This window comes from Marinobacter antarcticus, assembly GCF_900142385.1.
Classification (GTDB): Bacteria; Pseudomonadota; Gammaproteobacteria; order Pseudomonadales; family Oleiphilaceae; genus Marinobacter; species Marinobacter antarcticus.
On record NZ_FRAQ01000002.1, the window covers coordinates 113,496 to 131,062 of the forward strand.

At 55.1% G+C, this 17,567-nt stretch carries 14 protein-coding genes and 1 tRNA gene; 13 read left to right on the forward strand and 2 right to left on the reverse strand.

Features of this window, described 5'->3' with window-relative positions; all coding sequences use genetic code 11:
• The first annotated feature begins 1 nt into the window (after position 1).
• Positions 2-1,006: an XdhC family protein gene (locus BUA49_RS11895; RefSeq protein WP_072798021.1), complete on the forward strand. Its 1,005-nt coding sequence runs from the start codon at positions 2-4 to the stop codon at positions 1,004-1,006.
• A 13-nt stretch (positions 1,007-1,019) separates the two neighbouring features.
• Here the strand turns inward: BUA49_RS11895 and ggt are convergent, their stop codons facing one another.
• Entirely contained in the window at positions 1,020-2,786 is a 1,767-nt protein-coding gene (gene ggt / locus BUA49_RS11900; RefSeq protein ID WP_072798023.1) for a gamma-glutamyltransferase, read from the reverse strand.
• 143 nt (positions 2,787-2,929) lie between these two features.
• Between ggt and purU the strand changes: the two genes are divergently transcribed.
• The 12 genes from purU (at position 2,930) to pyrF (ending at position 17,396) form a co-directional block, all read left to right on the forward strand.
• A complete protein-coding gene (gene purU / locus BUA49_RS11905; protein WP_072798025.1) occupies positions 2,930-3,784 on the forward strand; it encodes a formyltetrahydrofolate deformylase in 855 nt (284 codons plus the stop codon).
• Positions 3,785-3,910: 126 nt separating this feature from the next.
• A complete protein-coding gene (gene gyrA, locus BUA49_RS11910) occupies positions 3,911-6,529 on the forward strand; it encodes a DNA gyrase subunit A (protein WP_072798027.1) in 2,619 nt (872 codons plus the stop codon).
• A 50-nt stretch (positions 6,530-6,579) separates the two neighbouring features.
• The gene (gene serC / locus BUA49_RS11915; protein ID WP_072798028.1) at positions 6,580-7,662 is read left to right on the forward strand and encodes a 3-phosphoserine/phosphohydroxythreonine transaminase; all 1,083 of its coding nucleotides are present in this window, start codon (positions 6,580-6,582) and stop codon (positions 7,660-7,662) included.
• 2 nt (positions 7,663-7,664) lie between these two features.
• Positions 7,665-8,762 carry a prephenate dehydratase gene (gene pheA / locus BUA49_RS11920; protein ID WP_072798030.1) on the forward strand — a complete coding sequence of 366 codons (1,098 nt, stop codon included), beginning with the start codon at positions 7,665-7,667 and terminating at the stop codon, positions 8,760-8,762.
• A gap of 30 nt (positions 8,763-8,792) precedes the next feature.
• Positions 8,793-9,917: a histidinol-phosphate transaminase gene (hisC, locus tag BUA49_RS11925; RefSeq protein ID WP_072798031.1), complete on the forward strand. Its 1,125-nt coding sequence runs from the start codon at positions 8,793-8,795 to the stop codon at positions 9,915-9,917.
• A 1-nt stretch (position 9,918) separates the two neighbouring features.
• A complete protein-coding gene (locus BUA49_RS11930) occupies positions 9,919-12,177 on the forward strand; it encodes a bifunctional prephenate dehydrogenase/3-phosphoshikimate 1-carboxyvinyltransferase (protein ID WP_072798032.1) in 2,259 nt (752 codons plus the stop codon).
• Positions 12,177-12,857, forward strand: coding sequence for a (d)CMP kinase (gene cmk, locus BUA49_RS11935; RefSeq protein ID WP_072798033.1), 681 nt, complete (start codon positions 12,177-12,179; stop codon positions 12,855-12,857). Before BUA49_RS11930 ends, cmk begins: the two co-directional genes overlap by 1 nt.
• A 130-nt stretch (positions 12,858-12,987) precedes the next feature.
• On the forward strand, positions 12,988-14,682 hold the full coding sequence (gene rpsA / locus BUA49_RS11940) for a 30S ribosomal protein S1 (protein ID WP_072798034.1): 1,695 nt from the start codon (positions 12,988-12,990) through the stop codon (positions 14,680-14,682).
• Positions 14,683-14,815: 133 nt separating this feature from the next.
• Positions 14,816-15,112: an integration host factor subunit beta gene (locus tag BUA49_RS11945; protein WP_072798035.1), complete on the forward strand. Its 297-nt coding sequence runs from the start codon at positions 14,816-14,818 to the stop codon at positions 15,110-15,112.
• Positions 15,113-15,181: 69 nt separating this feature from the next.
• Complete coding sequence (locus BUA49_RS11950; RefSeq protein WP_072798036.1) at positions 15,182-15,484, forward strand: LapA family protein; 303 nt, start codon at positions 15,182-15,184, stop codon at positions 15,482-15,484.
• Positions 15,484-16,653 carry a lipopolysaccharide assembly protein LapB gene (gene lapB, locus BUA49_RS11955; RefSeq protein WP_072798037.1) on the forward strand — a complete coding sequence of 390 codons (1,170 nt, stop codon included), beginning with the start codon at positions 15,484-15,486 and terminating at the stop codon, positions 16,651-16,653. The genes BUA49_RS11950 and lapB overlap by 1 nt, the downstream gene beginning before the upstream one ends.
• Positions 16,654-16,685: 32 nt before the next feature.
• A complete protein-coding gene (gene pyrF, locus BUA49_RS11960; protein WP_072798038.1) occupies positions 16,686-17,396 on the forward strand; it encodes an orotidine-5'-phosphate decarboxylase in 711 nt (236 codons plus the stop codon).
• A gap of 56 nt (positions 17,397-17,452) precedes the next feature.
• On the opposite strand, the gene BUA49_RS11965 is transcribed toward pyrF, so the two are convergent.
• A tRNA-Asn gene (locus BUA49_RS11965) sits at positions 17,453-17,528 on the reverse strand.
• Positions 17,529-17,567: the final 39 nt, after the last annotated feature.

The window sequence follows — 17,567 nt, forward strand, 5'->3', positions numbered from 1 at the left end:
TATGCAAAGCCTGGATTATCGGGTGGTTGAACAAGCCATCGAATGGCTGGCGAATGACAGGACAGTCTGGCTGTGTACGGTGTTGTCCACCTTCGGTTCATCGCCCAGGGAGCCTGGCTCCTTGATGGTTGCCAATTCGAGTGGGGATCATCTGGGGTCACTCTCGGGCGGCTGTGTTGAAGAGGACTTCCTGGAGCGTCTGGCTGCCGGCGAGTATGAGCTACCTGCCGTCATCGTGCGCTATGGCGCACCGGGTGACGGCCCAGAGAGCGCCCGTATTCGCCTGCCTTGCGGCGGAATTCTGGAAGTGTTGGTGGAGCGAATGCTCGCCAAGCGTGAGAGCCTGGCCCATCTTGAGCTAGTCAGGGATGCCTTGTCGGGTGAGAAGGAGCTCGCCCGGCATGTCAGGTTGACGGATGGCAGCCACTGGGTGGAGGAGGCTGAGCCAACTGGGCCGCGAGTGGCACGAGAAGAGGCTGAGGAGCTTGTCAGCATTCGTGTTGGCCCCATCGCCAAGCTGATCCTGGCAGGGTATTCAACCGTTGCCGAGGCCTGTGCGAGTTTCGCTATCAGTCTGGGGTACCGGGTGGTGCTCTGCGATCCAAGGGAAGAAGTCACCCGGGGGCTTAATCTGCCCGAGGGTGTCGAGTTCATCCCTCAGCTTCCTTCGTTGTACATTGCGTCACCGGGCGCCTGCAACCCATCCACCTCAGTGGTTGCGGTCACCCACGATCCCCGCATTGACGATCTGGCCATGATGGCAGCCGTCAAAACCTCTGTCAGCTATATCGGTGTCATGGGTTCTATTCGTACCTCTCAAACCCGCACTGAGCGCCTTCGTCGCACCGGTGGGCTCAGCGAGGCGGAAATCGAACGGATTCATATGCCAATCGGTCTCAACCTTGGAAGCAAGACTCCGTCCGAAATTGCACTGGCTATCATGGCGGACATCGTTCGCGTAAGGCGAGGGCGAAGTCTTTCTGATCTATCAAGGAGCAAAATTTGATGGAGCGTGCGTGTCAGTAGCCCATGGCCGAGGAGGTGCTGCGTCTCGGATCTGCGCCGCCGTACAGGGTGCCGTCTTCTCCTATCATTATGCTCTGAATGGCCCCCATGGCTGAATTGGTCACCACTTTGTGGCCGCGGCTTTCCAGCAAATGCACGGTGTCCGCGCTGATACCCTGCTCGATGCGGATTTCGTCCGGAAGCCACTGGTGATGGATTCGGGGTGCGCTTACGGCGGTCTGTATGTTCATACCGTGATCGATCACGTTCATGATCACCTGCAGTGTGGTGGTGATAATGCGCGAGCCTCCCGGGCTGCCGGTTACCAGAAAGTTGCGCTCGCCTTTGCGAACGATGGTGGGCGACATGGAGCTGAGCATGCGTTTGCCGGGTTCCACCTTGTTTGCCTCGCCGCCGATCAGACCGTAGGCATTGGGGATACCCGGCTTGGCGCTGAAATCATCCATTTCGTTATTGAGTAGAAAGCCGGCGCCTTGCACGGTGATCCCCGAGCCGTAGCTGAAGTTGATGGTGTAGGTGTTCGATACCGCATTGCCCCATTGATCGACAACCGAAAAGTGCGTGGTTTCCGGGCTTTCGTAGCCGGCTGGCTGGCCGGGGTGAATCTCGTCTGCAGGGCGTGCCTTGTCCTGCTTTATGCCCTGGCGCAGTTCTTCAGCGTAAGACTTGCTGGTCAGGCCCTTTAACGGCACGTCTACATAATCCGTATCGCCCAGATATTCTGCGCGATCGGCATAGGCAAGTTTCATGGCTTCCGCCATGTAGTGAATCGTATCGGCGGAGTTGTGACCCAACTCCTGGATCGGAAAGCCTTCAAGAATGTTCAGTATCTGAACAATGTGTGTGCCGCCGGAAGAGGGCGGTGACATGGAGTAGATATCGTAACCCCGGTAATTTCCGTGCACCGGAGCACGCACAACCGGTTGGTAGTCTTCAAGATCCTGTCGGGTTATGAGGCCTCCGTGTCTCTCCATCTCCTCAACCATCAGCTGTGCGGTTTCACCTTGGTAAAAGCCTTTTACGCCCTTATCTGCAATGCGTTGTAGAGTATTTGCCAGTTCCGGCTGACGGAAGCGCTCGCCGGCTTGCCAGGCGGAACCGTCCTCTTTGTAAAAGGTCTCAAGAGTTGCGGGCCAGCGCTGAAGCCGTTCTCGCGCCTGCTCAAGGCCTTCGCTGAAGCGTTGCGGAACGACAAAGCCTTCCCGGGCGAGCCTGATCGCAGGTACCAGTGCCTGTTTCAGGGATAAGGTACCGTGGCGCTCCAGTGCCATGGCAAGGCCGGCGACAGTGCCGGGAACGCCTGCGGCCAGGTGGGTAAACCGGCTACGGTTCTGCACCACTTCGCCGGATTCATCCTGATACATGGTTTCAGTTGCTGCCGATGGTGCTTTTTCCCGGTAATCGATGGCTTCGGGCTCGGAGCCATCGCCTTTTGATATCAGCATAAAACCACCGCCGCCGATATTTCCGGATCTCGGCTGGGTGACGGCCAGCGCGAACCCGGCGGTAACCGCCGCATCCACTGCATTTCCACCGTCCTGCAGCACTTTCAGCGCAACCTCTGTCGCCAGAGTGTGGCTGGTTGCCACCATGCCGTGGCGGGCGCTGGCGGGATGAAACCGCTCGCCCTCAAGAATGGCCTGGCTGAAAACCGGCGTTGCCAGAGTCGCAAGGCACACGGCCAGGATGGGCGCGCATAAGCCGCCTGAGCGTCCAGTGAGCCGGGTTTTCCATGTTTGCTGGTGCACGTCTCTATCCATGTCTCCGCTCCTCGTTTCTGATGTCCAGATAGGCTATGATACCCCGTCATTTTATCTGGTGCGTATCGCTAACTTCGGTGCCTGTTCCGGCTGCCGTTTCCGGCGCACCTGCTTTCCCGCTTGTCAGTTAAGGAAAGGCTTTCATGGAGCATACCTACCGTCTTGTGATTTCCTGCCCGGACCGGGTTGGAATTGTCGCCAAGGTGAGTAATTTTCTGTCCACATACAACGGCTGGATAACCGAAGCGAGTCACCATTCGGATACCCACACCGGCTGGTTTTTCATGCGTCATGAGATCAAGGCCGAGTCTATCCCGTTTGGTCTTGAACAGTTCCGTGCCGCGTTTGCGCCGATTGCCCGGGAATTCGATATGCACTGGCATATCGCCGATTCGGCCCAGCCCAAAAAAGTGATCCTTATGTGCAGCAAGGAGTCCCACTGCGTGGCCGATCTCCTGTACCGTTGGCACAGCAATGAAATCAACGCTGAAATTGTTGCGGTCATCTCCAATCACGATGATTTGCGCCGTATGGTTGAGTGGCATGAAATCCCGTACCACCATATTCCGGTGAGCAAGGATAATCGTGAAGAGGCGTTTGCCCACATCGACGAGCTTTTTCAGAGCTACAAAGTCGATGTGGTGGTGCTCGCACGTTACATGCAGATTCTCCCGGCCGACCTTTGTGCAAAGCATGCAGGCAGAGTGATTAACATTCACCACAGCTTCCTGCCGTCCTTCGCCGGGGCGCGGCCATACCACCAGGCTTACAGTCGCGGGGTCAAGCTGATCGGTGCTACCTGCCACTATGTGACTCAGGACCTTGATGAAGGGCCGATTATCGAGCAGGACGTCATTCGCATCACCCACAGTGATACCATTGAAGACATGGTGCGCCTCGGTAAGGATGTGGAGAAAAACGTTCTCGCCCGGGGGTTGCGCTCTCATGTCGAGGATCGCGTGATCACCTACGAAAACAAGACCGTGGTATTTGATTAAGGCTGCCTGACAGATCCCCCTGAAAGGGTGCGGCTGTGGTATAATCAGCGGCTTGATTAAGAATAACTACGGGGCCGGGAAGCGGCCCTGAAACGACTTCCAGATAACGCAAAGGAACCTTTCTCGATGGGTGAATTAGCCAAAGAGATCCTGCCGGTCAATATTGAAGATGAACTGAAGCAGTCTTACCTGGATTACGCCATGAGCGTTATTGTCGGGCGAGCGCTTCCGGACGTGCGGGATGGCCTCAAGCCGGTTCACCGTCGTGTTCTGTTCGCAATGTCCGAACTGAATAACGACTGGAACAAGGCCTACAAGAAGTCTGCCCGTGTGGTGGGTGATGTCATCGGTAAATACCATCCGCACGGTGACTCTGCTGTTTATGACACCATCGTCCGTATGGCCCAGCCGTTCTCCCTGCGGTATCCGCTGGTAAACGGCCAGGGTAACTTCGGTTCTATCGACGGCGATAACGCGGCAGCCATGCGTTACACCGAAATCCGCATGGAGAAGATTGCACACTCCCTGCTGGCGGATCTCGATAAAGAAACCGTAGACTTTGTCGACAACTATGACGGCACTGAGCGGATTCCTGAGGTTATGCCCACACGGGTTCCTAACCTGCTGGTGAACGGCTCCTCCGGTATTGCTGTGGGCATGGCGACCAACATCCCGCCCCACAACCTGACCGAAGTGGTCAGTGGCTGTCTGGCGCTGATCGATAACCCCGATCTCACCTGCGATGAACTGATGGAGTTCATTCCGGGCCCGGATTTTCCGACTGAAGGCATCATTAACGGTCGTGCCGGCATTGTTGAGGCCTATCGTACCGGTCGTGGTCGTATTTATATTCGCGCCCGTCACGAAATTGAGCACGACAAGAAAACCAATCGTGATGCCATCATCATTACCGAGCTGCCGTATCAGCTTAACAAGGCCCGCCTGATCGAAAAGATCGCCGAGCTGGTGAAGGAAAAGCGCCTGGAAGGCATCACCGAGCTGCGGGACGAGTCCAACAAGGAAGGTATCCGCGTTTTCATAGAGCTTCGGCGCGGCGAAAACCCGGAAGTTGTCGTCAATAACCTGTTCACCCAGACCCAGTTGCAAACCGTATTCGGTATTAACATGGTTGCGCTGATCAACGGTGAGCCGAGAATTCTTAATCTCAAGGAAATGCTGGATGCGTTCGTGCGCCACCGCCGTGAAGTGGTGACCCGCCGTACCCTCTATGAGCTGCGTAAAGCCCGCGAGCGTGGCCATATTCTGGAAGGCCTGACCGTCGCACTGGCCAATATTGATGAAATGATCGAACTGATCAAGGCTTCCCCGAGCTCACTGGAAGCCAAAGAAAAGCTGATGGCCAGAGGCTGGGCGCCCGGTAATGTGATGGCTATGCTTGAGCGTGCCGGTGAAGATGCCTGCCGCCCGGACGACCTGCCGGAAATCTACGGCCTGCGTGATGGTCTGTACTTCATGTCGCCGGAACAGACCCAGGCTATCCTGGATATGCGTCTGCACCGCCTGACTGGTCTGGAAACTGAAAAGCTTCAGAACGAGTACAGGGAAATTCTTGAGAAGATTGCGGGCCTGCTGGAGATTCTGGGTGATCCGGATCGCCTGATGCAGGTTATCCGTGAAGAGCTGGAAGCTGTAGTAGAAGAGTTCGGTGACGAGCGCCGCACGGAAATAACCAGCTCCCAGCGTGACCTCACGATTGCCGATCTTATTGATGAAGAAGACCTGGTTGTAACCATTTCCCACAGCGGTTACGCCAAGACCCAGGCGGTTGAAGATTATCAGGCCCAGCGCCGTGGTGGCCGTGGCAAGGCCGCTACCTCGATGAAAGATGAAGACTTCGTTGAGAAACTGCTGGTTGCCAACTCCCACGACACCATTTTGTGCTTCTCTAACCGCGGCAAAGTTTACTGGTTGCGTGTGTTCGAGATTCCCCGTGCCAGCCGCGCGTCCCGTGGTCGGCCGATGGTGAACATTCTGCCGCTGGATGACGGTGAGCGCATCACCGCCTTCCTGCCAGTGCGGGATTACCCGGAGAATCAGTTTGTACTGATGGCAACGTCTGCGGGCGTCGTCAAGAAAACACGTCTGCCAAACTTCTCCCGTCCGCGCAGCAGTGGCCTGATTGCTTTGTCTCTGGATGAAGGTGATACGCTGATTGGCGCTGCGATAACTGAAGGCGATGCCGAAATCATGCTGTTCTCTACAGCTGGCAAAGCGGTTCGTTTCAACGAAGAGGCGGTTCGCCCGCTGAGTCGGACGGCGCGTGGCGTACGTGGTATCAGAATGCCGGAGGGCCATCACGTGGTCTCCCTGATCATTCCTCAGGAAGGCGGCGTTCTTCTGACCGCCAGTGAGAATGGTTACGGCAAGCGCACCGCGTTTGATGAGTTCCCGACTTATAGTCGTGGCAGTCAGGGCGTTATCGCCATGCAATGCTCCGAGCGGAACGGCAACCTGGTAACCGCGCTGCAGCTGTTCGATGGCGACGAAATGATGTTGATTTCCGACAAGGGCACGCTGGTTCGTACCCGCACGGATGAAGTGTCGGTTCTAAGCCGGAACACGCAGGGTGTGCGTCTGATCAAACTGAGCCAGGCAGACGAGCGCCTGGTAGGCGTGGAGCGTATTGCCGAAACCGACGATGACGATATCGAAGGTGAGGGTGAGGACGCTTCAGTAGATGAAAGCGCAGATAACAGTCCGGAACAGGGTGCTGGCGAGGAATAAGTCAGCACTGCCGAACACAGAATCCGCATGACGTGAGAGACCACAGGAACATGAGCAGGGCGTATAATTTTTGTGCAGGTCCGGCAACCTTGCCGGAAAGTGTGCTGGTACAGGCACGGGATGAAATGCTGGACTGGCGCGGCACAGGCATGTCCGTGATGGAAATGAGCCATCGCGGTGATGCGTTTGTGGAAATTGCCGAAACTGCTGAGAAGGACGTGCGTGAATTAGCTGGAATATCAGATGATTATGCGGTTCTCTTTATGCAAGGTGGGGCTTCCAGCCAGTTCTCTACGATTCCTTTGAACCTGCTTGGCGACAAAACGTCTGCGGATTATGTAAACACCGGCATCTGGTCGACAAAGGCCATTGCCGAGGCCAGGCGCTACGGTAACGTGAATGTGGTTGCCAGCTCAGAAGGCAATGGCTTCACCAGTATTCCCGATCAGGCTTCGTGGCAAACCAGTGCCGATGCGGCTTACCTGCATTACACGCCGAATGAAACCATCGGAGGCCTGGAATTTGATTTTGTTCCAGACAGCGCAGGTGTTCCGCTGGTCGCAGATATGTCCTCTACCATGCTTTCGCGCCCGGTGGATGTGTCGAAGTTCGGGCTGATCTACGCCGGCGCCCAGAAAAATATCGGTCCCTCGGGATTGGTTGTAGTCATTATCCGGAAGGACCTTCTGGGCAAAGCCCGAAAGGAAACGCCGACCATGATGAACTACCAGGTGATTGCCGATAACGGCTCCATGTACAACACGCCCGCGACATATTCCTGGTATCTCGCGGGCCTGGTGTTCAAATGGCTGAAGGCGCAGGGTGGCGTCAAAGCCATGGGTGAGATTAACCGGCGAAAGGCGGAAAAATTGTATGGCTTCATTGATGCCAATGAGTTTTACGTCAACCCCATTGATCCGCGCTCCCGTTCCTGGATGAACATACCTTTTATCCTGCGGGATGAAGCTCTGAACAATGCCTTCCTTGAAGGCGCCAACGCCCGAGGTTTGCTGAATCTGGCGGGTCATCGCTCCGTAGGAGGCATGCGCGCCAGCATCTACAACGCCATGCCCGAGGCCGGCGTGGATTCGCTGATTCAGTACATGACAGAGTTTGCGAAGGAGCGGGGCTGATCATGAGCGATGAGCAGGTCCGTCTCGGAGAGCTACGGGAAGAAATAGATAGTCTTGATCAGAAGATCATGGAATTGATCAGTGCCCGGGCCAAATGCGCCCAGGAAGTGGCCCGCGTGAAAACGGCTGCAAACCCCGAGCAGGACGTATTTTTCTATCGCCCCGAGCGGGAAGCGCAGGTTTTGCGACGTATCAAGGACGCCAACCCTGGGCCTCTGCCCGGCGAGGAAATGGCCCGGCTGTTTCGCGAAATCATGTCGGCTTGCCTGGCGCTGGAAAAGCCCATGCACATTGCCTTTTTGGGGCCTATTGGCACCTTTACTCAGGCGGCAGCCCTCAAACATTTCGGACATTCTGTTGTCAGCGTGCCCTTGCCGGCGATTGATGCGGTTTTCCGTGAAGTGGAATCTGGAGCTGCGCATTATGGCGTGGTGCCGGTTGAGAACTCCACGGAAGGTATGATTAACCACACGCTTGATATGTTTATGTCGTCTCCGCTGAAGATCTGCGGCGAAGTCCAACTGAGAATCCATCACCATCTTCTGATTTCGCCGGAGTTCCGGGATCAGGAAATAACCTGCATCTACTCGCACCAACAGTCGTTTGCCCAGTGTCGCCAGTGGTTGGATACCCATCGCTATGGCATTGAGCGGGTTACTGTATCCAGCAATGCTGAAGCGGCACGCCGGGCGGCCAAAGAGCCGGGTACCGCAGCGATTGCCGGTGATATGGCCGCCGAGCTATACGGCCTGGAGACGCTGGCTAACAGCATTGAAGACAGGCCAGATAACACCACCCGGTTCCTGATTATCGGCCGCGAAGAAGTACCGGCGAGCGGGCATGACAAGTCATCGATTCTTGTTTCCATGAGGAACAAACCGGGCGCGCTCTACCAGTTGCTGGAGCCGTTTCATCGCCATGGAATCAGTCTTACACGGATTGAGACCCGGCCGTCGCCCAGTGGCACCTGGGCTTATGTGTTCTACATTGATTTCGAAGGGCATATGGACGACGAGCAAGCGCATAAGGTGCTTGCTGAGGTGGATGAAGAAGCTGTTGAACTCAAGCGTTTGGGCTCCTATCCCATCGGTGTTCTCTAGTATCTGGAATCAGGTAGTTAAGGAAGGTGTATGGCCATCGATTATCAGAGCCTTGCAGTTAAAGGCGTTCAGGCTTTGTCTCCCTATCAGCCGGGCAAGCCTATCAGCGAGCTGGCTCGTGAACTGGGTCTGGATTCGTCTGAGATTGTCAAGCTTGCCAGCAATGAGAACCCTTTAGGCCCCAGCAAAAAAGCGATCGCTGCTGCCGAAAGCGCATTGACGGATCTTTGCCTGTATCCCGATGGCAATGGGTTTGATCTGAAACAGAAGTTGTCCACACGTCTTGGTGTTGGCGCTGACCAGATCACGCTTGGAAACGGCTCAAATGACGTGCTCGAAGTGATTGCCCGTTGCTTTGCCGGGGCTGATTCCGAGATTGTGTTTTCCCAGTATGCGTTTGCCGTTTACCCGCTTGTCACTCAGGCCATTGGCGCCAAAGCTGTTGCCGTGCCTGCCAGAGCTTGGGGGCATGACCTGGATGCCATGGCCGCGGCGGTGACAGAGCATACCCGGCTGGTATTTGTAGCCAATCCGAACAACCCTACGGGAACCGTGAACAGTTCCAGCGCCATTGAAGCGTTTCTGGGCAAGATTCCTGAAGATGTGTTGGTGGTCCTGGACGAAGCTTACTGCGAGTATATGGTGGGAGAGGAGGATCCGGACGGTGTTTCGTTGTTAACCCGTTTCCCGAACCTGATTGTGTGCCGCACTTTTTCCAAGGCCTGGGGGCTGGCGGCCCTGCGCGTCGGCTACAGCGTCAGCTCACCGGCTATTGCCGATATCCTGAACCGCGTTCGCCAACCTTTTAACGTAAGCTCCGTTGCACTTGCCGCCGCCACCGCGGTGCTGGATGACGAAGACTATCTTCAGCGCTCCCGCGAGGCGAACACCTCTGGATTGAAGCAGTTAGAGCTGGCTTTTGATCAGATGGGTCTCCGGTATATTCCTTCATCCGGAAACTTTGTGGCGGTTGAAGTAGGGCCGCAAGCCATGGACGTTTACCAGGCTTTGTTGGCCCACGGTGTCATTGTGCGCCCCGTCGCGGGTTACGGTATGCCTAATCACCTTCGGGTTTCGGTGGGCTTGCCTGAACAAAATGAACAGTTTATCGACGCACTTTCAAAGGCGTTGGCAGCAGCAGGGCAGGGGGCCTGAGGTGACGTCGCGCGAACCGCTATTCCAGCGTGTTGCCATCATCGGCCTGGGCCTTATCGGTGGCTCGCTGGCCAGTGCCATTCGCAAAAACAACTTGGCGCGGGAAGTCGTTGGCGCAGATCAACGTAAAGAAGACCTTTTGCTGGGCCAGTCCCTGGGTGTGATTGATACGATTGCAGAAACGACTGCAGAGGCAGTGCAGGGCGCAGATCTTGTTGTACTGGCAGTGCCGGTGCAGGCGACCCGCAAGGTACTTGAGGAAATACGCCCGCATCTTGCCGCAGACGCCATTCTGACTGACGTTGGCAGTACCAAGTCCAGTTTTGTAAAGGACGTTGAGGCTGTCTTCGGAGAGTTTTTGCCCTGTATTATTCCGGGGCACCCCATTGCCGGGTCGGAAAGAAGCGGCATCCGTGCTGCTGATCCGGACTTGTTCAGCAACCACAAGGTTATACTGACTCCTCCTGATAACGTCAGCAGCGCGCATCTCGCCAAGCTACAGGTCTTGTGGGAAACGTGCGGTGCCACTGTGCTCACGATGTCTGTGGCGTATCATGATGAAGTGCTGGCGGCGACCAGCCATCTGCCCCATCTGATTGCCTTCTCGCTGGTTGATACACTGGCCGGGGAAGACCAGAACATGGATATTTTCCGGTATGCTGCAGGTGGTTTTCGTGATTTTACCCGGATTGCCGCGAGCGATCCGGTTATGTGGCACGATATTTTTCTTTCCAACCGCGACGCCGTTCTTCGGGAGATTGATCATTTTACCAATGATCTGGATCAGTTGCGTACTGCGATTGCAGACCAGGACGGCGCCACGCTGTTGCGGGTATTCAGTCGCGCCAAGGCGGCGCGCGAACATTTTTCAAAAATGCTTTCAGGACAGGCTTACGTGACAAATAACAGTGAAAATCAGGTGACGTTCCGTCTCCAGCCCGGAGGTTCAGTAACCGGTGATATACGGGTGCCCGGCGACAAATCCATTTCCCATCGCTCGATTATGCTCGGGGCGCTCGCCGAGGGAATAACCGAAGTGAAAGGCTTCCTCGAGGGCGAGGATAGCCTCGCAACGCTGCAGGCGTTCCGTGACATGGGTGTTGCTATTGAAGGACCTGACAACGGTTTTGTGCGCATTCACGGTGTCGGGATGCATGGATTGCAGGCTCCCCGTGGCCCAATCTACCTGGGCAATTCCGGCACGGGCATGCGATTGTTTACAGGTTTACTCGCCGCGCAGCCTTTTGAGTCCGAACTTACCGGCGATGCCAGCCTCTCAGTCCGACCCATGAATCGGGTTGCAGACCCGCTGCGGTCAATGGGTGCTGTTATCGACACCGCCGAGGGCGGTCGCCCGCCTCTGAAAATTCGTGGCAGTCAGGGTAAAAAGCTAATCGGTATCCACTACGATATGCCGGTTGCCAGCGCTCAGGTGAAATCCTGCCTGTTGCTTGCTGGTTTGTATGCAGATGGCACCACGTCCGTTACCGAACCTGCGCCGACTCGTGATCATACCGAGCGTATGCTCAGCGGCTTTGGCTATAAAGTAGATCGCGAGGGACCGACTGCCAGCGTCACTGGCGGCGGTAAGCTGACAGCTAATCGTATTGACGTACCAGCCGATATCTCATCGGCGGCCTTCTTTCTCGTTGCGGCCAGCATCGCCCCGGGTTCCGACCTGGTTCTGCGCCATGTAGGTATGAACCCGACACGTGTCGGCGTTATCAACATTCTGCGGCAGATGGGTGCGGATATTGAGGTTATGGCCGAGCGGGAAATCGGCGGTGAGCCGGTTGCCGACCTGCGCGTTCGCTCGGCTGAGCTCAAGGGCATTGATATCCCCGAAGATCAGGTGCCGCTGGCGATTGACGAATTCCCGGCGCTGTTTATCGCGGCCACCTGCGCCACCGGCCGCACGGTTCTGACCGGTGCTGAGGAGTTGCGGGTAAAAGAAAGTGACCGCATTCAGGTGATGGCTGACGGTTTGGCAGCGCTTGGTGTGGAAACAACGGTTACGGCGGATGGCATTATCATAGAAGGCGGTCAGACCATTAAGGGCGGGTCCGTTCACAGCCATGGCGACCATCGTATTGCCATGTCTTTTGCTGTGGCTTCGTTGCGGGCGAGCGGAGAGATTGAAATAAATAATTGCGCCAACGTGGCGACGTCCTTTCCTGGCTTCGTAGAGCTCGCGAAAGAAACAGGTATTAACATCTCAGCCGAGGGGTCTGAAACGGACGCTGAAGAGAGGTCACATTAATGTCGGAAGGCAATGCACCAGTCATCGCAGTTGACGGCCCAGGTGGGTCTGGCAAGGGCACGGTTACCCAGATGCTGGCGCGAAAACTTGGCTGGCACCTGCTCGACAGCGGCGCGCTTTACCGGCTGACAGCACTCGCAGCAATCCGTCAGAATGTATCGCTGGATGACGAAGCTGCATTGGTGCATGTGGCGGCATCTCTGGATGTGGCCTTTCAGCCAACGCCGGAAGGCGAGCCGGTAAAGGTGATGCTGGCAGGCGAGGACGTAACCTCTGATATCCGCACCGAAACCTGTGGCGACAACGCATCGCGCATTGCAGTGATGCAGCCGGTTCGCGATGCGCTTCTGCAGCGTCAGCGGGATTTCCGGCAAGAACCAGGACTGGTTGCAGACGGCCGTGATATGGGCACAGTGGTCTTCCCGGATGCGCCAGTTAAAATTTTCCTGACAGCCAGTGCCGAAGAGCGTGCACACCGGCGTTTCAGCCAGTTGAAGGCTGCGGGTGTCGATGTTAGTATTGACGCCGTTTTAGAGGAGATTCGGGTCCGTGATGAACGGGATATGAACCGTTCCGCAGCCCCTCTCAAGCCCGCAGACGATGCGCAAGTCATTGATTCTACGGGGTTGAGTATACAGGAGGTGTTAGACAGGTGTATGGCCGAAACAGGCCAGACCTGACTGCACCTTTTTGCCGTTGAAATGCCGGGAACAGCGAAATCTGCCAGCCGCTGGCTGATTCCGGAACTTATTAACAGACCGTGTTGCTGGCGGCACGGAGCATACTTGCATTGAACCTATAGGACTCATAATGAGCGAGAGCTTTGCGGATCTTTTTGAAGAAAGCCTAAAAGAAATTGACATGAAACCAGGTTCCATCGTCCAGGGAACCGTAGTTGATGTTGATAGCGACTGGGTCACAGTTAACGCCGGGCTGAAGTCCGAAGGTGTTATCCCCGCCTCCCAGTTCCTGAATGAAAAAGGCGAGTTGGAAGTAGCTATTGGCGACGTTGTCGACGTAGCACTGGATGCAGTGGAAGATGGTTTCGGTGAAACCCGTCTTTCCCGTGAAAAGGCCAAGCGTGCGGAAGCCTGGAAGGTACTCGAGAAGTCCTTCGAAGCTGAAGAAGTGGTCAAAGGTATTATTAATGGCAAGGTCAAAGGTGGTTTCACTGTTGATCTGGCTGGTATTCGTGCCTTTCTGCCGGGTTCCCTGGTAGACGTTCGCCCGGTTCGCGACACTGCGCACCTGGAAAACAAAGAGCTCGAATTCAAAGTTATCAAGCTGGACCAGAAGCGTAACAACGTGGTTGTTTCCCGCCGCGCCGTTCTGGAAGCTGAAAACAGCGCCGAGCGCGAAGCTCTGCTCGAAACCCTGACCGAAGGTCTGTCAATCAAGGGTATCGTCAAGAACCTCACCGACTACGGCGCGTTCGTAGATCTGGGCGGTGTTGACGGCCTGCTGCACATCACGGATATGGCCTGGAAGCGTATCAAGCATCCAAGCGAAATCGTGAATGTCGGAGACGAGATCAACGTCAAGGTTCTGAAGTTCGACCGTGAGCGCAACCGCGTATCTCTGGGTCTGAAGCAGCTGGGCGAAGATCCCTGGGTCGATATCAAGGGTCGCTATCCGGAAGGTACCAAGGTTACTGCACGTGTAACCAACCTGACCGATTACGGCTGCTTTGCTGAACTGGAAGAGGGTGTTGAAGGCCTGGTTCACGTATCTGAAATGGACTGGACCAACAAGAACATCCATCCTTCTAAAGTCGTCAACGTTGGCGATGAAGTAGGCGTGATGATTCTGGACATCGACGAAGAACGTCGTCGTATTTCCCTGGGTATCAAACAGTGCGTTTCCAACCCATGGGAAGATTTCTCCGGCAACTTCAACAAGGGTGACCGCATCTCCGGTAAGATCAAGTCAATCACTGACTTCGGTATCTTCATCGGTCTGGACGGTGGCATCGATGGCCTGGTTCACCTGTCGGACATCAGCTGGAATGAAACTGGCGAAGAAGCGGTTCGTGAATACAAGAAGGGCGACGATGTTGATACCGTTATCCTGTCTGTAGATCCCGAGCGTGAGCGCATCTCCCTGGGTATCAAGCAGCTTGAAAGCGATCCGTTCGCTGAGTTCGTTCAGCTGAATGACAAAGGCTCCATCGTTAAGGGTATTGTGTCCGCCGTTGACGCCAAGGCAGCCACTATCGCTCTGAACGATGAAGTTGAAGCGGTACTGAAAGCCTCTGAAATCAGCCGTGACCGCGTTGAAGATGCGCGTAACGCTCTGAAAGAAGGCGAGGAAGTCGAAGCGAAGATCATCAGCATCGATCGCAAAAACCGCATCATCAACCTGTCTGTCAAGTCTAAGGACGTGGAAGACGACAAGCAGGCTATTGATACCGTGCGTACCAAAACTGCAGAAACTTCCTCCGGTGCGACCACCATTGGTGATCTCATCAAGGAACAAATGCAGCAGCAAAACGCCAACAAGGACTGATTTCCGGTTGGTACGAAAAAAACGGGCTCTAAGAGCCCGTTTTTTTTGTGTTTTTTTATGATTTGGCTAAACTAGTGGGGTAGGAATTCGGTAACCAACGGCCGAATAAAAAAAGAAAAGAGGAAAGTGCCTCATGACGAAGTCCGAACTGGTCGAATTAATTGCTTCAAAACAAACACAGCTTTCGGTTAAAGATGTTGAACTGGCAGTAAAAACGATTATTGAACATATGTCTCAGTCGCTTGCCGGCGGGCAGCGAATTGAAATCCGGGGGTTTGGCAGTTTTTCTCTTCATCATCGGGCTGCCCGCACTGGTCGGAATCCGAAAACCGGCGAAGCCGTGCAGTTACCTGCAAAGTATGTTCCTCACTTCAAGCCCGGCAAGGAATTGCGCGAGCAGGTGAATGATAGTTTAAAGCAGGGGTTTTAACGGTTTTTCATCCCTGAAGTGGAACACCTATAATTCGGGTACTTATCAGCGTTTGGGAGAGCTAAAGCTATGGCAGGATTGCAGAAGATCCTTTTGATTCTGTTGGTACTGGCCCTGGTATTGCTAGCACTCGTGTTTTCGCTGAATAATCAGATGGCTGTTGCTCTCAATTTTCTGGTTTTCGAGACCCAGCCTCACGGTGTCGCCGTCTGGATTATCATGTCTTTCGTAATCGGAGCGCTGGTTGGTGTTTTGATAACCATGCTTGCCACCTTTCGCGCGTCGGTTTCACGCCGCACCCTTCAGAAACGACTTGACCGTGCAGAGCAGGCATTGGAGAAATCCAGGGTTCAGAACGACCGGACTATTTAATGGACATAGTGTTTCAGTGGCTGCTGTTGACGATCGCAGTTGCCGTTGGCTGGTTTGTTGGCCGGCTGAGTGTTGGTCGTAACGGAGCCCGAACAAAGATTTCAAACGAGGAATCCGTAAAGGACCGGCTGCAGTTTCTGTTCACCAACTATTCAGATCAGGCAGTGGACAACTTTGTACAGTCACTGTCCGTTAACAAAGATACTGTAAGTCTTCATCTTTCTATTGGCCGGCATTTCCGCAATAAAGGCGAAACGGACCGTGCCATTCTGGTTCATCAGAACCTGCTCGCAAGACCCGAACTGCCTCCGCGATTCTCTCCTCAGGTAACGCTTGAACTTGCCATGGATTTTCTTAACGCTGGCTTGTTGGATCGTGCGGAGGCATTGCTGCAACAAATGATGGGTGATCGTGAGTATGGGCGAAAGGCAGCCCAGCAACTGATCGAGCTTTACCAGCAGGAAAGGGAATGGGGCAAAGCGGCCGACGTCGCCCGTACCCTGACCACAAATGACGCAGATCCGGCGATGTTCAAGAATCTTGCGTACCTTACCTGTGAACTGGCAGAGCAGGCCCTTGGGCAGGATGATCGCTGGGCTGCCCAGAAATTTGCCAGGGAAGCGCTGGATTACGACCGCTCCTGCGTTCGGGCAACGCTCATACTGATGAAGATTCTGATCCGGCAGGGTAGTTACCGGGAGGCAGGTAATCAGGGACTAAAGGTTTTTGATCAGAACCCGAACTTTGGACCTGAATCCATAGATCGCCTGATGAAGCTGGAACACGAGCACGGCGATATCGGCAAGCTGGTCAAGAAACTGCGCAAGCTTTACGAGACGTTCCCTAGCACCAGCTTGCTTTTGGCGCTGGTGGAGTCGGTAGAGCGAGTCTCCGGACGCCCGGCTGCTATTGATCTGCTGCGCCAGGAGCTTGAAATCCGCCCCAGTGTGCGAGCCCTGTTGCGGCTGGTAGAAATGGCAGGATATGAAAAAGGTATGACCACAGACGAAGGCCGACTGGTTAGCCGTATCGGCCTTCTGATCCTTGCCAATCGGCCGGTTTACCGCTGTGTAAGTTGTGGTTTCTCTGGCCAGCAACTCCACTGGCTTTGCCCGAGCTGCAAGCAATGGGAAACTGTTCGCCCGATTCAGGGCGTCGAAGCTGAGTAACCATTTATCGACATCCCTCAGGATATTCCAACGTGCAAACTTCTAACGACCCCAAAATCATCGTGGCCCTCGACTTTCCGGCTGTAAACCCGGCCCTGGAGCTGGTTGATAAACTGGATCCCGCCATGTGCCGCCTGAAGGTCGGCAAAGAGCTTTTTACCCGCTCCGGCCCGCAGTTTGTTGAGGGTTTGCAGAAGCGCGGTTTTGAAGTGTTCCTGGATCTGAAATTCCATGACATCCCCAACACGGCCTCGGCCGCTGTGGGTGCTGCTGCGGAGCTCGGTGTATGGATGGTGAACGTGCACGCATCCGGTGGCGAGAAGATGATGCTTGCCTGCCGTGAACGCCTGGATACCTTTGGGGCGGATAAGCCCATGCTGATTGCCGTCACGGTTCTCACCAGCATGGGTGCCGAAGACCTAGCCGGTATTGGCATTACCGATTCCCCCGAAGCTCAGGTTTCACGGCTGGCCACGCTTACCAGAAACTGCGGTCTCGATGGCGTTGTCTGCTCTGCACAGGAAGCTCCCAAACTCAAAACAGAGCAGGGCATTGACTTCAAACTGGTTACTCCCGGAATCCGGCCGTTAACGGCCGACAAAGGCGACCAACAGCGCATCATGACTCCCAGAGACGCCCTGAAAGCCGGCTCTGACTACCTGGTTATCGGTCGCCCCATAACACAGGCGGTTGACCCTCTGGCTGCGTTGGAGGCCATTCACTCTGAGGTAATTGGCCTTTAGCTTTTCCAAACAGAAAAAACCCGCTAACTCATAGAATTAGCGGGTTTTCGGAATAGTGGCTCCCCGAGCTGGGCTCGAACCAGCGACAAACGGATTAACAGTCCGTTGCTCTACCAACTGAGCTATCGGGGAACGTCGTCTTGTGACGAGGCGCGTATATTAAGATTACCC